This window comes from Desulfovibrio desulfuricans, assembly GCF_024460775.1.
In the GTDB taxonomy this organism is placed as follows: domain Bacteria; phylum Desulfobacterota; class Desulfovibrionia; order Desulfovibrionales; family Desulfovibrionaceae; genus Desulfovibrio; species Desulfovibrio desulfuricans_E.
Genome location: NZ_JANFYZ010000001.1, coordinates 504,917 through 522,351 on the forward strand (window position 1 = coordinate 504,917; position 17,435 = coordinate 522,351).

At 59.7% G+C, this 17,435-nt stretch carries 14 protein-coding genes; 5 read left to right on the plus strand and 9 right to left on the minus strand.

The window, feature by feature from the left end; genetic code table 11:
* Window positions 1–58 precede the first annotated feature (58 nt).
* From NE637_RS02105 to NE637_RS02120, 4 genes are all read right to left on the minus strand, one after another.
* Window positions 59–2,200, minus strand: a complete 2,142-nt coding sequence (locus NE637_RS02105; RefSeq protein WP_227117923.1) for a penicillin-binding transpeptidase domain-containing protein — start codon at window positions 2,198–2,200, stop codon at window positions 59–61.
* A 91-nt stretch (window positions 2,201–2,291) separates the two neighbouring features.
* Window positions 2,292–2,597, minus strand: coding sequence for a hypothetical protein (locus NE637_RS02110; RefSeq protein ID WP_022659322.1), 306 nt, complete (start codon window positions 2,595–2,597; stop codon window positions 2,292–2,294).
* Window positions 2,594–3,577 (minus strand): 16S rRNA (cytosine(1402)-N(4))-methyltransferase RsmH, encoded by a 984-nt coding sequence (rsmH, locus tag NE637_RS02115; RefSeq protein ID WP_227117924.1) that lies wholly within the window; start codon window positions 3,575–3,577, stop codon window positions 2,594–2,596. Before rsmH ends, NE637_RS02110 begins: the two co-directional genes overlap by 4 nt.
* Window positions 3,578–3,585: 8 nt before the next feature.
* Window positions 3,586–4,032: a division/cell wall cluster transcriptional repressor MraZ gene (locus tag NE637_RS02120; RefSeq protein ID WP_027180920.1), complete on the minus strand. Its 447-nt coding sequence runs from the start codon at window positions 4,030–4,032 to the stop codon at window positions 3,586–3,588.
* 383 nt (window positions 4,033–4,415) lie between these two features.
* Between NE637_RS02120 and pyk the strand changes: the two genes are divergently transcribed.
* On the plus strand, window positions 4,416–5,834 hold the full coding sequence (gene pyk, locus NE637_RS02125; protein WP_192111943.1) for a pyruvate kinase: 1,419 nt from the start codon (window positions 4,416–4,418) through the stop codon (window positions 5,832–5,834).
* Between the two features lie 3 nt (window positions 5,835–5,837).
* Entirely contained in the window at window positions 5,838–6,887 is a 1,050-nt protein-coding gene (locus NE637_RS02130; protein WP_227117925.1) for an HD-GYP domain-containing protein, read from the plus strand.
* A gap of 199 nt (window positions 6,888–7,086) precedes the next feature.
* Here NE637_RS02130 and NE637_RS02135 read toward each other — a convergent pair whose 3' ends face one another.
* The 5 genes from NE637_RS02135 to carB all read right to left on the minus strand — a co-directional run bounded on the left by NE637_RS02135 (window position 7,087) and on the right by carB (window position 13,344).
* Complete coding sequence (locus NE637_RS02135; RefSeq protein ID WP_227117926.1) at window positions 7,087–7,899, minus strand: 4Fe-4S binding protein; 813 nt, start codon at window positions 7,897–7,899, stop codon at window positions 7,087–7,089.
* 105 nt (window positions 7,900–8,004) lie between these two features.
* Window positions 8,005–8,244 carry a YMGG-like glycine zipper-containing protein gene (locus NE637_RS02140; protein ID WP_227117927.1) on the minus strand — a complete coding sequence of 80 codons (240 nt, stop codon included), beginning with the start codon at window positions 8,242–8,244 and terminating at the stop codon, window positions 8,005–8,007.
* A gap of 39 nt (window positions 8,245–8,283) precedes the next feature.
* On the minus strand, window positions 8,284–8,718 hold the full coding sequence (locus NE637_RS02145; RefSeq protein ID WP_022659315.1) for a hypothetical protein: 435 nt from the start codon (window positions 8,716–8,718) through the stop codon (window positions 8,284–8,286).
* Between the two features lie 249 nt (window positions 8,719–8,967).
* Window positions 8,968–10,098: a glutamine-hydrolyzing carbamoyl-phosphate synthase small subunit gene (gene carA / locus NE637_RS02150; protein WP_192111946.1), complete on the minus strand. Its 1,131-nt coding sequence runs from the start codon at window positions 10,096–10,098 to the stop codon at window positions 8,968–8,970.
* 3 nt (window positions 10,099–10,101) lie between these two features.
* The gene (carB, locus tag NE637_RS02155) at window positions 10,102–13,344 is read right to left on the minus strand and encodes a carbamoyl-phosphate synthase large subunit (RefSeq protein ID WP_215647868.1); all 3,243 of its coding nucleotides are present in this window, start codon (window positions 13,342–13,344) and stop codon (window positions 10,102–10,104) included.
* A gap of 278 nt (window positions 13,345–13,622) precedes the next feature.
* On the opposite strand from carB, the gene NE637_RS02160 reads away from it, so the two are divergent.
* The 3 genes from NE637_RS02160 (at window position 13,623) to NE637_RS02170 (ending at window position 17,337) form a co-directional block, all read left to right on the plus strand.
* Window positions 13,623–14,828: an argininosuccinate synthase gene (locus tag NE637_RS02160; RefSeq protein ID WP_192111948.1), complete on the plus strand. Its 1,206-nt coding sequence runs from the start codon at window positions 13,623–13,625 to the stop codon at window positions 14,826–14,828.
* Between the two features lie 218 nt (window positions 14,829–15,046).
* A complete protein-coding gene (gene argH, locus NE637_RS02165; RefSeq protein WP_215647867.1) occupies window positions 15,047–16,447 on the plus strand; it encodes an argininosuccinate lyase in 1,401 nt (466 codons plus the stop codon).
* A gap of 17 nt (window positions 16,448–16,464) precedes the next feature.
* A complete protein-coding gene (locus NE637_RS02170; RefSeq protein WP_192111950.1) occupies window positions 16,465–17,337 on the plus strand; it encodes a hypothetical protein in 873 nt (290 codons plus the stop codon).
* Window positions 17,338–17,435 lie beyond the last annotated feature (98 nt).

The following is a 17,435-nucleotide window of genomic DNA, read 5'->3' on the forward strand; positions in this document are numbered from 1 at the left end:
AATTCAACCCGCAACCCCGCGCGCGATGCGTGCGCCAGCCGGAAGCAACCTGCCGTTCTTACCGTTCGGAAAGCCAGAGAATATATTCGATGTCCTTGCCTTCTTCAGGCCAGGCCACACCGGGGGCAGGGGTCTGCTTGACCACCCTGCTGCCGGATCCTTTGAGTTCAGGCACAACGCCCGCGCGGGCAAACAGTTCAACCGCATTGCGCACAGATTTGCCCATCACGTCCGGCACCTTGCTGCTGGCCTTTGCCAGATGCCCCGGCAAGTGCATGCCTTCGGCCTGCTGCGGCGGGGCCAGCTTTCTGGTGTCGGTTGCATAGGGAACTTCCAGCGAGGCAAGCTTGAGACCGCGCTGACGCGTTTTGGTGGCCGGGCCTTCGCCAGTTGCTGCCTTTGTATCCGCTTCTGCCACCTTGGTTTCGTTAAACATGCCCGTATACGTCACCATGCGGGAGGCAACTTCCTTGAACACGGGCGCGGCAACGACACCGCCGTACTGGTTGCGCGAAGGTTCATCGACCATGACCATTACAAAATACTTGGGCTTGTCTGCCGGGAAAAAGCCGACGAACGAAGCAAGACGCTTGCTGCCGTAGGTGCCCGACCTGTGGTCGGCCTTCTGGGCCGTACCGGTCTTGCCGCCCACGTCAATGCCGTCCACGCGGGCGCGCTTGCCTGTACCGTCATGTTCTTCAACAACATCGCGCATCATGTGCATGACTTCGCGCACGGCGGTTTCAGAATAAATGCGGGGGCGCACCTCATCCACAACGCCGTCTTCGCGCGTGAGGCGCAGGGGCTTGTACACGCCATTGTTGAGCAGGGTCAGGTAGCCCTGCGCCATCTGGAGGCCCGTCACCGAGATACTCTGACCAAACGAGGTGGACATGATGTCCACTTCGCTCCAGTCACGCGGGGCGCGCAGGATGCCACGGCTTTCAGACACAGGTACGCCGGTGCGCTGTCCAAAGCCCAGCGCGTGCATATATTTATAGAAGGTGGGAGCGCCCATGGACAGGCCGATCTTGGCCATGCCGATGTTGGACGAATAGCGCAGCACCTTGGCAGCGGGCAATATTCCCTGCCGCGAGGTGTCGCGAATGGTGAAATTCTTGGTCACCCACTTGCCGCCTTCGCAGTCGATAAGGGTATTGGGCGTGACCTTGCGCTCCTGAATGGCGGCAGCCATCACAAAAGGCTTGAATGTGGAACCCGGTTCCAGGGCATCGGCAGCCAGCCTGTTGCGATAAACGAGCGGCGAAAAATCCTTGTAGTTGTTGGGATTGAAGAAAGGATACTGCGCCCATGCCATAATTTCGCCAGAGGCCACATCCACCACCAGCGCCCCGCCCCAGCGGGCATCATATTCCCGCACGGTACGTGCTACTGCTTCTTCAACAAAAAACTGGATCTGCATGTCGATGGTGAGGGTCAGATCCTGCCCCACCGGCTCGCTCTGCCCTTCTTCGTGCAGATAAAAGCGGCGGCCCATGGCGTCGCGCTGCACAATCTGGCGCGTGGGAATGCAGCCAAGGCGCGAATCAAGCGAGCGCTCGATACCCTCAAGCCCCTTGTCGTCAAGGCCCACAAAGCCCAGAAGCTGCCCCGCCATGTGCTTGAAGGGATAAACGCGGTCATATTCCTTGCTCAGGCCTATGCCGGTAATGTTGGCCTTGCGCACGGCCTCGGCGGTATAGTCGTCCACCTTGCGCTTCAGCCAGACAAAGCGGCGCTTGGTCTGCGCCAGGTCGTCATAAAGCTTCTGAGGCTCCATGCCCAGAATGGGGCCAAGGGTGTTGGCCATGGCCTGAAAATCGGTGATATCCTGCGGGCGGGCGTAAATGGATTTGGCTTCTACACTGCGGGCCAGCACCTGACCGTTGCGGTCAAAGATCATGCCGCGACGCCCGGTGACCAGCTCCGTAGCCGTATGCTGCCGACGCGCGCGTTCTGCAAGACGCGGCCCCTCCATCATCTGGAGATACCATGCGCGCCCCCACAGCCCGACCCACAGCAAGCAGAAGATGCATACAACGATCTTGATGCGGGCGCGGCCCCAGTCCACATTGCCCATCCAGGCCGGAGAGCTCGTGCCCTTGCCCGAAGAGACAAGGTTGCGGGTGGTCTGCGGCTTGGTGGCACGGACAGGGCCAGCGCTGGACACATTGCGTTTGCGAGAACTGAGTTTGAACATGGCGTTTCCAAACTGGGCGTCGCCGTGATGACGCCGGGCTTTTTCCGGGCCTGAGCATTAACTGGTCAGGCATTGGAGCGTTCCGGAGTTTTTACTGTAGTTCCATACGTCGAATCTGGCCGGGCTTGGGTTCGCGCATACCGAACTCATCTGCCTTGCGCCGCAGTTCATAGGGAGAAAGCAGCCGTTCGCGCTCAACCTCAAGCTTGGCCCTCAGAGCGCGCCGTTCGCGAACAGTATTTTGCTGAATATTGATGAAATAGGTTGTGTCCATGCGCTCAATGTTGCTCCACACCAGCACAAGGCCCATGACCATGCAGCTCAGAAGCCCCAGAACCAACGCCAGAAGCCATCCCCTGCCCCCATGTTGCTGGTTCATGGTTGTATTGCGCTTCATGCTCCCGTCGCCTCGGCTATTTTTTCCACAGCGCGCAGCTTGGCGCTGCTGGAGCGAGGGTTGACGGCCAGCTCTTCGGGCGTGGCGGTCACGGGTTTTTTGTACAGAATGCGCACTTCGGGCTGATGATGGCACACGCATACCGGCACATGGCGCGGGCAGCGGCAGCCTTCTGCCCAGTGACGCATGGCCTGCTTGACCATGCGGTCTTCAAGCGAGTGAAATGTTATGATGGCGAGCCTGCCGCCGATGGGCAGATAAGCCAGTATGTTATCAAGAAAACGCCGCAATTCGCCCAGCTCGTCGTTGACGGCCATGCGCAAGGCCTGAAAGGTGCGCGTGGCCGGATGCCGCCGGGCCTTGGCCCGCCATGCTGCGGGGTAGGCCTTTTCCACCAGGGCCGCCAGCTCTGCGGTGGTGTCTATGCTTGCCTTCTGGCGCGATTCCACAATCACGCGGGCAATGCGCCCTGCCTGAGGTTCTTCGCCCAGCATGGCGATGCATTCCTTGAGCCTTGCAAAACTTTCGCGGTTGACCCAGTGCCAGGCCGATGGCTGACCGGAATTCTGATCCATGCGCATATCGAGCGGGCCATCGCCGTGAAAGCTGAAACCGCGTTCGGCTTCATCAAGCTGGAGCGAGGAAACTCCGATATCCAGCAGCGCGCCGTCCACCTTGTTCCAGCCCAGTTCTGCCAGCGCATCGGGAAAATTGCTGTAATTGCAATGAAAAATGTGAGCGCGGTCGCCAAAGGGGGCCAACCGCTGACGCGCAAGAGCCATGGCGTCTTCGTCCCGGTCGAGGCCGCACAGTTCTATGTCGCTGGCGGTGCCGAGCACTGCCGAGGCATGGCCGCCCATGCCAAGGGTGCCATCCAGATAGCGGCCCCCGGCGCGGGGCGAAAGAGCCTCCAGCGTTTCTGCCGGAAGCACCGGCACGTGCCGCACGGGTTCTGCGATGTTATCCAAAATTTCCGTCATGGTGCGGCCTATAGACTGAGAGTTATGCCAAGCCCGGAAAGCTCGTCGGACACATCCTCAAGCTGGAGGGCATTGAAGCGTTCCTGATCCCAGATTTCAAATTTGTTCAGCATGCCCACGAGCATTGCATCCTTGTGCAAACCAGCCTCGCGCATCAGCACCTGCGGAATGCGCACCCGGCCCTGGGCATCAGGCTCGAGTTCCTGGGCAAGGCCCATAACCTTGGTTTTGAAGTGCGAAAGCCTGGGTGAGGGCATGGGGATACTGCCAAGTTGCTCTGTAACCATGTCCCAGTCGGCGGGCAGATAGGCCACCAGGCGTCCGTAAAAAGCAGTAAGCCAAAACGTCCCAGAGCCGCCGTCCGCGCAGAGTCCTTCGCGGTATTCCGGCGGCAGCATGAGTCGCCCCTTGGGGTCTAGGCTGCGGGAAAGGCTTTTTGTGAACAGTTTTTTCACTTTTTCCCACTTCTTACTACTTGTTACCACTTTTTCCCACTTATGCCCCAAGCCCTACCCCGTGTCAAGCAATGTCGCAAAATTGGCTTTATCTGCGAATTATCTAGCGATAAGCCCTCCAGCTTCCGCCCATTTATTGCGGTGGTAAAAAGTGGCGATTTACCACGCCCCTCCTCAGGGGATGCACGGCAAAAAAATACCGCCCGCCATTGCCGCCGGAGACAAAAAAACACCCGGCGGACAGCATGGGCGCTGTTTCAACGCTTTTGCGCTGAATGCCTTGACAATATGCGGGAAAACCAAGACTATTTGGACCAAGCCGGAACTGTAAATTTTGTACTTTTGCGCCCTTGCGCCACCGGTTTCAGCCATAAGGAACAGATATGAGAACGAAAATTGTCGCTACTATCGGTCCCGCTTCCAACAGCAAAGAAAAACTGCACGAACTGGCCGAGGCCGGAGTCAGTGTATTTCGACTCAATTTCTCGCATGGCGGCGCGGCGGACTTTGTTGCCATTATCCAGAGCATCCGTGAGGTGGAAGCCGCCATCGGGCGACCCATCACCATCATGCAGGATCTTTCCGGCCCCAAAATCCGCCTTGGCGTGCTGCCCGAAACCAGCATAACCGTCACCAAGGGCATGGAGCTGCTGCTCGGCCCCAGTGACCGCCATGTGGACGATTTCCCCTACCTGCCCTTTGACCACGATGTGATCCTCGAAAGCCTCGAACCCGGCGACCGCATGGTGCTGGCTGACGGCGGGCTTCAGTTCGTGGTTACGGAGTGCCGCGCGGACGGCCTTGTGCTGCTCAAGGCGGACAACTCGGGCATCGTCACCTCGCGCAAGGGTCTGGCCCTGCCCGGCAAAGCCACCAAGGTGCGCGCCCTGACGGAAAAGGACAAAAAAGACCTTGCGGACGGCCTCAAACTTGGCGTGGACGCAGTGGCAATCTCCTATGTGCAGACTGCGGACGACGTGCGCGAAGCCAAGGAGCTTATCGCCGCTGCCGGCAAAAGCCTGCCCGTGGTCGTCAAGCTCGAACGGCAGAGCGCCGTGGACAACCTTGCCGAGATTCTGCACGAGACAGATGTGGTCATGGTGGCGCGCGGCGACCTTGGCGTGGAATGCCCCCTGCCCCTTCTGCCCGCCCTGCAAAAGCGCATCATCAGCGCCTGCAACAAGGCCTCCAAGCCGGTTATTGTTGCCACGCAGATGCTGCTCTCCATGGTCAACAGCCCCGCCCCTACCCGCGCGGAAACCACAGACGTTGCCAATGCCGTGCTTGACGGCGCGGACTGCGTGATGCTTTCGGAAGAAACCGCCATGGGCAACTTCCCCGTTGAAACAGTGCGCTACATGCGCCGCATCACGGACGAAGCCGAACGCCTGCTGCTGATCAACCGCAAGCTTGAAGAGCCGGACAGCGACAAGGGCATACCTGAATTTCTGGCCTACTCCGCCTGTCTGCTGGCAGACAAGGCTTCGGCCAAGGCCATAGTGTCGCACAGTCTTTCGGGCAGTTCGGCCCGGCAGGTCTCTGCCCGCCGCCCCCCGCAAAGCATCTATGCGCTTACTCCTGACCCGGTTTCCATCAAGGCGCTCAACTTCGTCTGGGGCGTGAGGCCGGTTTTTGTGGAAAATCCGCAGGAAGAACCAAGTCACCTTATCCGGGCCGAGAGCTTTATCCATAACAGCCCGGATTTTGAACCTGACGACTGCGCGGTTATTACTGCCGGTCAGGTCAAGGGGTCTTCCGCCACGCCCCGTGGCACAAACCTTGTCAAAATTTACTGGAAGTAGCTCATGGCCGCAGAGCAAAGGAAAGTTCTTGATGTTCCCATGAACATCAACGAGGAATATTATCAGATCAGCGGCGAAATTCTGTCGAGCTTTCCCAAGTTCCGCCCTCCGGTAGATCTGTTCAGGTTTCGTGAAGATATCGCTGTGCTCGCTCCCTACTGCGTCAAGGGGAGCCGCCTGAGCAGCGAACAGGTGGACGAAGTGGCGCAGTTGTGCGCCGAGGGAGACCTTTTTGTCTCCCGCTCCGACCACCCCATTTACTCGCGCCACATCGTCAAGCAGCTTGACCTTGTGCTGCAGGACAACAACCTCAAGGAAGCGGAAATCGCAGATATCTGCATCCGCGCCCTGCTTATGCGTTGCAGCGACTTTTTTGAGCAGCCCGTCAAGGCGCTCTTTGAACCGCTGTACCGCGATGTTATGGTTGTTACAGAGTATCTGTGGAGCGACAAACACCACATCAACACATTCATGCGCCGTCTGTTTCGCAAAAACAATCTTGCACGGCATTCCATCAACAGCATGATTGTGGGCCTGTGGATATGGTTGCAGGGCACTGGTGAATACCGCCGTAAAGACATGGACCGCATTGCTGTTGCCATGCTGTTGCACGATGTGGGCATGTGCAAGGTTCCCCCTTTCCTGCTCAGCAAGGCTGGCCCCCTGAAGCAGGAAGAAAGGGAAAAAATCATCCCCCATCCCATTGTGGGCGTTCGGTTGATGCAAAAGATGGAAGTGTCTTTTGACGAACTGCTGCGCGCCTGCTTTGAACACCATGAGCGGCTTGACGGTTCCGGCTACCCTCAGCACACCAAGGGCAACCAGACCACCAGGGTTGGACGCCTCGCAGCGGTGGCCGACTCTTTTGCCGCCATGATTTGCGACCGACCTTTCAGAAAGGCCAAGGATGTTGTGCAGTCTGCCAAGGAACTGGCCAACGACCCGCGCTATGATCAGGAAATGGCCAACGCGCTTTTCGGTGGTTTTGCCGCTGGAACCATCGGGCAAATGGTCGACATGGACGCAGTGGTGGATACGCCGCAGCCGGAATAGACAAATCCAGGCGCAGCCCAACAAGAGAACAACGAAATTCATCTGGTCGCAGTGCCAAACGCCCTCGGGAGTTTGGCCTGCTGCCAGCAGATACATAAAAAGCCGGGTCAGAAACATGCGTTCTGACCCGGCTTTTTATGTGAGCCAACATGGCCCGCTTGCGGCGGCCAATCACCCAGCCCGGCTCGGTCAGGCCTGCTTACATTTTGCCCGCTGCGGCAAAAAACACCTCTGGTTCACGCCGTTCGCGGCAGTTGCTTTCAAGCATGGCAACAATTTTGTCCACCTGCGGATTGTCAAAATACTTTGCCTGTTCCGGGCAGATTTTTACGCAGGCGCAACAACGCAAGCAGCCCTGCGCCACTTGTGCCGCATTGTCGGCATCAATCACGCGCATGGGGCACACGCTGGCGCACAAGCCGCACTGCGTACATGAATCAAGGGTTTGAGGCCGAATATCCGCCGCTGGAGGCAGCGCCTTGTAAGGCCGGTTGCCGGGAACTGCCACGTTTGCGCTTTCTCCGCTGGCAATGATTCTGGCTGCGCTGCGGGCAAAATCCGCGATAGCGGCCATATCTTCTGCATCAGGCCTGCCTGCCCCGACCTTTGCCGTCATGCTGTGCTCTGCCACAAAGGCCCCTGCCGCAGGAACGGAAAAACCTTTGGCCCCAAACAGATCAACCGCTTCAAGCAGGGCATCGTCGTAGTGCCTGTTCCCATACACGGCAAGCAGAATTGCGCGTGCGCCATGCCCTGCCAGCCTTGCCAACGGCTCCACCAGCACTTGGGGAATACGCCCGGCATAGACCGGAAAGGCAAAAACCAGCACATCCTCCGGCCCAAGCGTGTGGGCTGCAGCCCGCCCTTCAGGGAACGTCCAGTTCCAGTCATTGCCGCGCGCCAGTGCCATATTCTGCGCCAGTTCCTGCGCCAGAGCACGGGCAGTCTCTTGCGCCATTTTGCGGCTGCTGCCAGTTGGGCTGAAAAAGACCGTGTGAAGGCTTGGGGTCATGACATCATCCTTTGTTCATGAAAAAGCGGGCCGTTGATACAGCCCGCCTGAAGAGTTCATTTTCTTGCGGCGCTGGGCCGCAAATGTGGTTAAGCAAACAGCCCCTTACCAGGCTTTCTTGCTCTGCTCGTGCCCGACTATGCCGCCAGCCAGCGCGCCCACGCCTGCGCCAGCCAGAGCGCCCCAGGCAGCGGATCCACCGGCAATGGCGGCAACGCCTGCGCCGCCAAGCGCGCCAAGGGCCGCGCCACTGGCAACACCCTGCTGGGTTTTGCTCATATTGGTGCAACCGATGCCGCTGACAAATATGGCGGCCAGCAACGTGATTATCAACAAGTTTTTCATATTTTCTCTCCTGAAGAAACCGCGTAGCGGATTTTGCTGTTACTTGGCGTTCAGGCGGGGTTCAATAATTTCGCGCCAGATCACGCTCATGACGGGGCGGTCAAGCTGCTGCGGATTTGCCGTATACCACGCGTCCACCATCTTGGCGACCTCTGCGCGGTTCACCCCCTTGAAGGCCTTCATCCAGCCCTTTTCAAAAGGTGAAAGCGTGTACACCGGACGCTTGCCTTCCTTGGTCGCTTTTTCCGCGATTTTTCCGTTTACAAAATACTCAACGGTGATCGCTGTTTCCACACCGAAAAGAAAGGCGAGCTTTTCAGCTTCAGGGGTTTTTTGCCACGCGGCACCCGTAAACTGATCCACAGGGTTCGCCTTGGAATTTTCGGCCTCGGGCGTATTTTCGGCAGCGCGAACCGGAGCGAATGCCAGAACAAGTGCAAGGCTTAAGGCCAGACACAAAACCGACTTTTTCACGATATGCTCCTTGAGTTGAAGAACCCTCTGCAATACCGCTTGCGCGGCAGCCAGCCGCATGGGCGGAATACACCAGCGGCAAGAATTATCGGGGCATGGCCCTTAGCTTGTATTGCAGTTTACCCAAAACCCCACCGAGATATCAAGTACGAAAAACCCGGCTGTCTTAGCAGACAGCCGGGTTTTCATTCGCGGTGGCGCACTGTGCGCCCTTGTATTTTATATGCCTTGCGGGCAGGGCAGTCCGCCCTACGCTCCCGCGGCCTCGCCTATAAGCTGGCGGAAGCGGCCAAAGAGGTACTGCCCGTCGCGGGGGCCAGCCGCCGCTTCGGGGTGGTACTGCACGCTCATGACAGGCAGGGTCTTGTGGCGCAGGCCTTCAAGCGTGTTGTCGTTCAGGTTGATATGCGTGGCTTCCACATCGTTCACGCCGTCCAGCACCACATGGAAACCGTGGTTCTGGGACGAAATCTCGATTCGTCCTGTGGTCAGATCCTTGACCGGGTGATTGCAGCCGTGGTGGCCGAACTTGAGCTTGTCGGTGGTGCCGCCAAGGGCGTGACCGATAAGCTGATGGCCAAGGCAGATGCCCGTGACAGGGAACGAACCAACAAGTTCGCGCACCAGAGCAATTTCCGCAGTCAGGGTCGCCGGGTCGCCGGGGCCGTTGGAAAGGAACACGCCCTTGGCTCCGCTGGCCTTGGCCTGAGCGGCGCTGAAGTTCGGCGGCACGGCCAGAGGCTCAAAACCGGCCTCGCACAGGCGGCGCAGAATATTCCACTTGATGCCATAATCATACACCAGCAGGGGCAGGCCCGTGCCGCGCCATGCGTAGGCGCCGTCCGCGCCAAGGGCGACCTTTTGCGGCTGGTTGTCAAACCATGCGTAGGGTTCCTGCGCTGCCACAAAGGGCACAAGGTTACGGCCCTTCATGGTGGGCTGGGCAAGCACTTTTTCCTTGAGGGCAGCGGGGTTCAGCTCCCTGGTGGAAATCATGCCGCGCATGGCCCCGTTGATGCGCAGGTGGCGCGTCAGGGCGCGGGTATCCAGCCCTTCCATGCCAGGCCTGTCGAACTTCTGCAAAAAGGCGGGCAATGCCATGACAGACTGCCAGTTGGAGGGCTGCTTGCAGCATTCCTTTACCAGAAAGGCGCTGCAATGCACGCGGGCCGATTCCATATCAGCCTCGGAAATGCCGTAGTTGCCCACCAGCGGATAGGTCATGCAGACCATCTGCCCGTAGTAGGAGGGGTCGGTGAGCACTTCCTGATAGCCAGTCATGCCCGTGGTGAAAATCACTTCACCGCCGGTTTCAAAGTCTCCGGTAAAGGATTTGCCTTCCAACGTGAATCCGTCTTCCAGCACCAGCAATGCTTTCATAACTTACCCCCGCGCTTCCCGCGCGTAGTATTCCTGCAAACTTTCCACATGGGTCTCTGCCCGCCGCGAACCAATGGCCGTGGCCGTGGCGCGCGCTGCGGCGATGGTGGTGCAGTAAGGAACCTTGTATGTCAGGGCCGCGTGGCGAATGGCCTTGGAATCCCTGGCCGTATGCTTGCCCGAAGCCGTGTTGATGACCAGAGCCACCTCATGATTGATGAGCAGGTCCACAATGTTGGGCCGCCCTTCGTAAACCTTGAGCACTTCTTCCACTTCAAGCCCGTGCTCACGCAGCACGGCAGCCGTGCCGCGCGTTGCCAGCAGGTGGAAGCCAAGCTTGGCAAACATATCCGCCACTTCGGGCAGATAGGGTTTGTCGCGGTCGTTGACCGACAGGAAGAGCTTGCCCCCCTGCGGCAGCACCTGACCAGCGCCAAGCTGGCTCTTGAGGAAGGCCTCGCCGAAGTTGGAGCCCATGCCCATGACTTCGCCGGTGGAGTGCATTTCTGGTCCGAGAATCACGTCCACGCCGGGGAAGCGCTGGAAAGGCAGCACAGCTTCCTTGACGCAGGTGAATCCGCCCTTGCGCATGCTCCAGGGGTCCAGTTCCTCAAGCGTTTTGCCCAGCATGACCTGGGTTGCCAGGTACGGCAGGGGAACGCCCGTGGCCTTGGACACAAAGGGCGCGGTACGCGAAGCGCGCGGGTTTACTTCCAGTATATAGATATCATCGCCCTTGATGGCAAACTGGATGTTCATCAGGCCCACGACCTTGAGTTCGCGGGCAAGGGCCTCGGCCTGCACCGCAATGCGGGCCACGTGGTCGTAAGAAAGCGAGTACGAGGGCAGCACGCAGGCCGAGTCGCCGGAGTGGATGCCGGCTTCCTCGATGTGTTCCATGATGCCCGCCACGTACACTTCCTTGCCGTCCGAAAGCGCGTCCACGTCCACTTCCACCGCATGCTCAAGGAACTTGTCGATGAGAATGGGGTGTTCCGGCTTTTGCGGAACCTGGGTGTGGAAGTAATCCTTCAGTTCTGCAGCGTCATACACCACAGCCATGGCGCGGCCGCCGAGCACGTAGCTGGGCCGTACAACCACGGGGTAAGTGATGCGTTCGGCCACTTCAAGCGCGTCTTCAAGGCTCATGGCCGTACCGTTCGGCGGCTGGAGCAGCGCAAGCTTTTCAATGAGCGCCTGGAAGCGTTCGCGGTCTTCGGCGCGGTCAATGGCGTCCGGGCTGGTGCCTAGAATAGGCACGCCAGCGCGCATGAGCGGCACGGCAAGATTCAGCGGGGTCTGGCCGCCAAACTGCACGATGACGCCCTCGGGCTTTTCCTTTTCCACGATGTTCATCACATCCTCGAAGGTCAGCGGCTCAAAGTAGAGCCTGTCCGAGGTATCATAGTCTGTGGAAACGGTTTCGGGGTTGGAGTTCGCCATGATGGCCATCACGCCCGCATCGCGCAGGGCGAAGGAGGCGTGGCAGCAGCAGTAGTCAAACTCGATGCCCTGACCGATACGGTTGGGGCCGCCGCCAAGAATGAGCACCTTGCGGCGGTCTTCCACCTTGATTTCTTCGCCACGCTCGTAGGTGGAGTAGAAATAGGGGGTGTAGGCCTCAAATTCCGCAGCGCAGGTGTCCACCAGATAATAGGTGGGCTCCACGTGCATTTCCTTGCGCATGCGGCGGATGTCTGCCTCGGGCATCTTCCACATTTCCGCCAGTTGGCGGTCGGAGAAGCCGTATTCCTTGGCTTCGCGCAGCATGTCGGCAAGAGCGGCGTTGGCCGTGGTCATGTCGTTGGCGAGGCCAAAGTTGCTGATGCGCTTTTCCATCTCCACAATGTCGCGCACCTGGCGGATGAACCATGGATCAATGGCGGAAACCGCAAAGATTTCTTCTTCGCTGATGCCAGCCACAATGGCCTGCCGCAGCGAAAAGATGCGTTTGGAGTTGGGGCGGTGCAAGGATTCCAGAATGGTTTCGCGGTCGGGCAGCTCGGAGCGGAAGCTATAGCCAAGGCCCGTTGCGCCGATTTCCATGGAGCGCAGGCCCTTCTGCAAGGCTTCCTTGAAGGTGCGGCCAATGCTCATGGCCTCGCCCACGCTCTTCATGGAGGTGGTGAGCTCGTCCTTGGCGCCGGGGAATTTTTCAAAGGTGAAGCGCGGGATCTTCACCACGCAGTAGTCGATGGCGGGTTCAAAGCTCGCCACGGTCTCGCGGGTGATGTCGTTGCGCAGTTCATCAAGGGTGTAGCCCACGGCCAGCTTGGCGGCGATTTTGGCAATGGGGAAGCCCGTGGCCTTGGAGGCCAGCGCGGACGAGCGCGACACGCGGGGGTTCATTTCGATAACCACAATCTCGCCGTTGGCCGGATTGAGGCCGAACTGCACGTTACTGCCGCCCGTTTCCACGCCGATTTCGCGCATGATGGCAATGGAGGCGTCGCGCAGGTTCTGGTATTCGGCATCAGAGAGGGTCTGCACCGGGGCCACGGTGATGGAGTCGCCCGTGTGCACACCCATGGGATCAAAGTTTTCAATGGCGCAGATGATGACACAGTTGTCCTTGGTGTCGCGCATCACTTCCATTTCGATTTCTTTCCAGCCAAGCACGCTCTGTTCAATCATGACTTCAGAGGTGGGGCTGGCCGAAAGGCCGCTGGCGGCAATGGCTTCCAGGTCTTCCATGTTGTAGGCCACACCGCCGCCGGTGCCGCCGAGCGTAAAGGCCGGGCGGATGATCAGCGGGAAGGGCAGCACGTTGCCGAGCTGGCGCGCTTCATCGATGGTGCGGGCAATGCCGCTGGCGGGCATTTTGAGGCCAATCTTTTCCATGGCTTCGCGGAAAAGCTCGCGGCTTTCTGCCTTTTCAATCACGTCGGCGCGCGCGCCGATGAGCTCAACGCCGCATTCCGCCAAAACGCCGCTCTTGGCAAGCCCAAGAGCGGCGTTCAAAGCCGTCTGACCGCCAAGCGTAGGCAAGAGCGCATCGGGGCGTTCTTTTCGGATGATTGCGGCAAGGGTCTCCTGCTCGATGGGTTCCACATAGGTGGCGTCAGCCATATGTGGATCGGTCATGATGGTAGCCGGATTGGAATTGACCAGTACCACCTCATACCCTTCTTCCTTGAGGGCCTTCACGGCCTGGGAACCGGAGTAGTCAAACTCGCAGCCCTGGCCGATGATGATGGGGCCCGCGCCGATGACAAGAATTTTGTGTAAATCCGAACGCTTGGGCATTGAACTTTCCTGCGGATTTTGAGATCAGAGGTAATGACGCGGCACAGGCGCGCCGATTTGCATAAAACGATTGTTTTTATTCCACAGCTGGTATAAAAGTCAAGTTTTTCCTTCGGCCAAATGAATACACACCCTTGCAGGGCTGCCGCCGCGCGCCCGCCAGGCCAGTATCAGAGGGTTTTACCCTGTCCGTGCGGCATGCCGGAGGCACAAAGCCCTTGCCTCGCAGTTTTTTTTGCGCAATAATTTTTCCCTTGAATCCACAAGGGGAGCACCACATGCAGAATGTAAAAAAAGTCGTCCTCGCCTATTCGGGCGGGCTTGATACTTCCGTTATCCTTAAATGGCTCATTGAGACCTACAAGTGTGAAGTCATTGCCGTTACCGCCGATCTGGGCCAGCCCGAAGACCTCACTGGCGTGGAAGAAAAAGCGCTCAAGACTGGCGCTTCCAAGGCATACGTGCTTGATCTGCGCGAAGAAATGGCCAAGGACTTTGTATTCCCCATGATGCGCGGCGCTGCCCGCTATGAAAACCGCTATCTGCTGGGCACCTCCATCGCCCGCCCGCTCATCGCCAAGGCCCTTGTGGACATCGCCCGCAAGGAAGGCGCGGACGCCGTGGCCCACGGCGCAACCGGCAAGGGCAACGATCAGGTGCGTTTTGAATTTGCCGTCAGCGCCCTTGCGCCCGATCTCAAGGTCATCGCCCCCTGGCGCGAATGGGATCTCATGTCGCGCACGGCCCTCACGGCCTTTGCCGCAAAGCACGGCATCCATATCTCCAGCGAAGCCAAGCGCTACAGCATGGACGCCAACATGATGCACACGAGCTTTGAAGGCAGCGAGCTGGAAAATCCCGGCAGCGCGCCCGATGCCTCGTGCCATCAGCGCTGCGTGCCCGTGGAAGAAGCGCCCGACACCCCCGAGATCATCAGTGTGGATTTCGAGCAGGGCAACCCTGTGGCCGTCAACGGTCAGCGCCTCTCCCCCGCCGCCATCATCAAGACCCTCAGCGAAATGGCCGGACGTAACGGCATTGGCCGCGACGACATGGTCGAAAACCGCTTTGTGGGCATGAAGTGCCGCGGCGTGTACGAAAACCCCGCCGGTACCCTGCTGTTTGCCCTGCATCGCGACCTTGAAGGCATCTGCATGGATCGCGAACTGCTCGGCATCCGCGACATGCTGGCCGTGCGCTACTCCCAGTGCGTGTACAATGGCTTCTGGTATTCGCCCGAGCGCGAAACCATGCAGGCTTTTATGGACAAGTCGCAGGAATGCGTCACCGGCACCGTGCGCGCCAAACTCTACAAGGGCGGCGTGTGGCCCCTGGCCCGCACCTCCCCCAATTCGCTCTTCTCCGAAGATCTGGCCACCTTTGAAGGCGGCAACTACGATCACAAGGATGCCGCTGGCTTTATCCGCCTCAACAGCCTGCGCCTGCGCCTGCACGCCGCTGTGCAGAGCAAGCTCGGCAAGTAGACTGAAACGCCCCGCATGCCGCCTTATTCGTGAAGCGGCATGAGGGGTTGTGGAATATCGGGCGCTTTCTCCGGAGCCTGCGCCATCCCGGGCTCGGCCTTTGGCGGCATTGCCGCATGTTTTGCAGAGATTTGACGGGACAGGTTCCGGGGGAAGCGGCGTTAGCCACGAGCAACGCGGCTTCCCCCGATTCATTTTTTACAGAAAACGGACAGACCATGAAGACCAACCAGAGCTGGGGCGGCCGCTTTGCCGAAGGCCCCAAGGAAGCCGTGGCCCAGTATACGGATTCGCAATCCTACGACAGGGCGCTCTACGCCCAGGATATCCGCGCGTCACAGGCGCATGCCCGCATGCTGGGCCGTCAGGGCGTCATCAGCCAGAACGAGGCGCGGATTCTGGTCAACGGTCTGGACCGTGTGCGCGAAGAAATCGAAGCTGGCAACTTTGTGTGGAAGCCCGAGCTGGAAGACGTGCACATGAATATTGAAGCGCGCCTCACCGAGCTTGTGGGCGATGTGGGCAAAAAACTGCACACTGGCCGCAGCCGCAACGATCAGGTGGGCCTGACCTTCCGCCTCTTTGTGGCCGACCGCCTAGAAACCTGGCGTCAGCGCGCGGCCCTGCTGTGCTCTGTGCTGGCCGACAAGGCCGCGGAGCACAAGACGGACATCCTGCCCGGCTGCACCCATCTGCAACCGGCCCAGCCCGTGAGCCTTGCCCACCACCTGCTGGCCTATGCCTGGATGTTCCGCCGCGATGCCATGCGGCTTGAAGACACCCTTGAGCGCGTGCGCATTTCGCCCTTGGGCGCTGCCGCCCTTGCCGGAACTACCTACCCTCTCGACCCCCAGAGCGTTGCGGACGAGGTGGGTTTTGCAGAAATTTACGGCAACTCCATGGACGCCGTTTCTGACCGCGATTTTGTGCTTGAAGCCCTTTTTGACGGCTCGACCATCATGATGCACCTCTCGCGCCTGTGCGAAGAAATCATCCTCTGGGCCAACCCAGCCTTTGGCTTTGTGCGCCTTTCTGACGGCTATTCCACTGGCTCGTCCATCATGCCGCAAAAGAAAAACCCAGACGTGGCCGAACTCATGCGCGGCAAGACCGGGCGCGTCTATGGCGCGCTCACGGGCCTGCTCACGGTCATGAAGGGTCTGCCCCTTGCCTATAACCGCGACATGCAGGAAGACAAGGAAGGCTTTCTTGACGCCGACCGCACTGTTGAAGCATCGCTGCGCCTCATGGCGGGCATGCTGGAAGAACTGACCTTCCGCACCGACCGCATGCGCGAGGCCTGCAAGGCTGGCTTCCTCAACGCCACCGAGCTGGCGGACTACCTCGTGGGCAAGGGTATTCCCTTCCGCGAGGCGCACCACATCACAGGTCAGGCCGTGGCCATGGCCGAAAAGGCTGGCAAAGGCCTTGAAGACCTCACTCTTGGCGAACTCCAGAGCCTTGAACCACGCATTGACGACTCGGTTTTTGCCATTCTGGAGTATGCCGCAGCCGTGAGCCGCCGCGAAACCCCTGGCGGTACCGGGCCCCGCTCTGTGGAAACACAGCTTGAACAGATCCACCAGTGGCTTGGGCAGAATCTTGGCGAGGAAAACTGAGCACGGAGCCGAACGCCATGTCCATTTTTGATATAGACAACCGGCAGGATGTGGAGGCGGAAGCCCCCTCCGCCGTGAGCTGGCCCCAGTGGGCCGAAGACGCGCGGCTTGACGACGACCTCGCCGCAGAGGCCTATGAGGCCACGCCTGCTCCCCTGCGCGCCGCAGTCAAAACAGGGCTGGCTCTGGCCCACATGCACTTTGGCGAGTCCACCACCAGCCAGCGCAACGAGGTGCGCAACGCGCATCTGGGCTTCTGGCGGCGTTCCATCGCGCACCCCGCGCCCTGGGCGGTCATTGCCTTTACGCCCGCATACGCCGCGGCGGCCCGCCTTGCGGCGGCCTGCATGCCCGCCCTGCTTGGCGGCGTGCCCCTTGTGGGGGCAGTGTGCGTGGGCGGCGCACCCAGCAGGAATGCTCTGGTCACGCTGGAGCTGGCTGGCGTGGAAGACATCTTTGTTATGGACAGCGCAAGCCTCTGCACCCTGCTGGAAGAAACCCAGCCAGGGCCGGGGCGGCTGGTGCTGCTGCACAGGGGCGAACTGGACGGCGTGGCCGGAGCAGCACGGGCGCTGGAGCTGCCCTGTTACGAGGAGCGGCGTTCGCCCATCCTGTGCCTGCCCAAGCCCGAAGCCTTTGACCTTGAAGCGCTGGCCTTTGCGCAGGCCGAGGCTCTGGAAACAGCGCTCGACACATCCTTGCGCCTCACTCCTGACGCCACCTATCTTGCGCCCGTGGCCGCCCTTGGGCATTGCCGCGAGCGCCGCACCGGGCCATTCCCCTATAGTGGCGCGCCCGCGTTCACGCCGGGCTGCGAGGGCTTCTGGCTGCACCCCGGCCTCACGCCCGACTTCTTCCGCGTGCAGCGGCAGGCATTCGGGCTGCTGTAACCCGCGCAAATTCACGCCAGGCACTGCGCAAAGCCATCGGGCGTTCTTAATTGAATCTTCGCCAAAGCTTCTTTGCACGCTGACTGCCCAGCCTCCCC

What these genes read in the sequence shown, in the direction of transcription:
- NE637_RS02105 (WP_227117923.1), bottom strand. Translation starts at nt 2,200, where the DNA reads ATGTTCAAACTCAGTTCTCGCAAACGCAATGTGTCCAGCGCTGGCCCT.
- NE637_RS02110 (WP_022659322.1), bottom strand. Translation starts at nt 2,597, where the DNA reads ATGAAGCGCAATACAACCATGAACCAGCAACATGGGGGCAGGGGATGG.
- rsmH (WP_227117924.1), bottom strand. Translation starts at nt 3,577, where the DNA reads ATGACGGAAATTTTGGATAACATCGCAGAACCCGTGCGGCACGTGCCG.
- pyk (WP_192111943.1), top strand. Translation starts at nt 4,416, where the DNA reads ATGAGAACGAAAATTGTCGCTACTATCGGTCCCGCTTCCAACAGCAAA.
- NE637_RS02130 (WP_227117925.1), top strand. Translation starts at nt 5,838, where the DNA reads ATGGCCGCAGAGCAAAGGAAAGTTCTTGATGTTCCCATGAACATCAAC.
- NE637_RS02135 (WP_227117926.1), bottom strand. Translation starts at nt 7,899, where the DNA reads ATGACCCCAAGCCTTCACACGGTCTTTTTCAGCCCAACTGGCAGCAGC.
- NE637_RS02140 (WP_227117927.1), bottom strand. Translation starts at nt 8,244, where the DNA reads ATGAAAAACTTGTTGATAATCACGTTGCTGGCCGCCATATTTGTCAGC.
- carA (WP_192111946.1), bottom strand. Translation starts at nt 10,098, where the DNA reads ATGAAAGCATTGCTGGTGCTGGAAGACGGATTCACGTTGGAAGGCAAA.
- carB (WP_215647868.1), bottom strand. Translation starts at nt 13,344, where the DNA reads ATGCCCAAGCGTTCGGATTTACACAAAATTCTTGTCATCGGCGCGGGC.
- NE637_RS02160 (WP_192111948.1), top strand. Translation starts at nt 13,623, where the DNA reads ATGCAGAATGTAAAAAAAGTCGTCCTCGCCTATTCGGGCGGGCTTGAT.
- argH (WP_215647867.1), top strand. Translation starts at nt 15,047, where the DNA reads ATGAAGACCAACCAGAGCTGGGGCGGCCGCTTTGCCGAAGGCCCCAAG.
- NE637_RS02170 (WP_192111950.1), top strand. Translation starts at nt 16,465, where the DNA reads ATGTCCATTTTTGATATAGACAACCGGCAGGATGTGGAGGCGGAAGCC.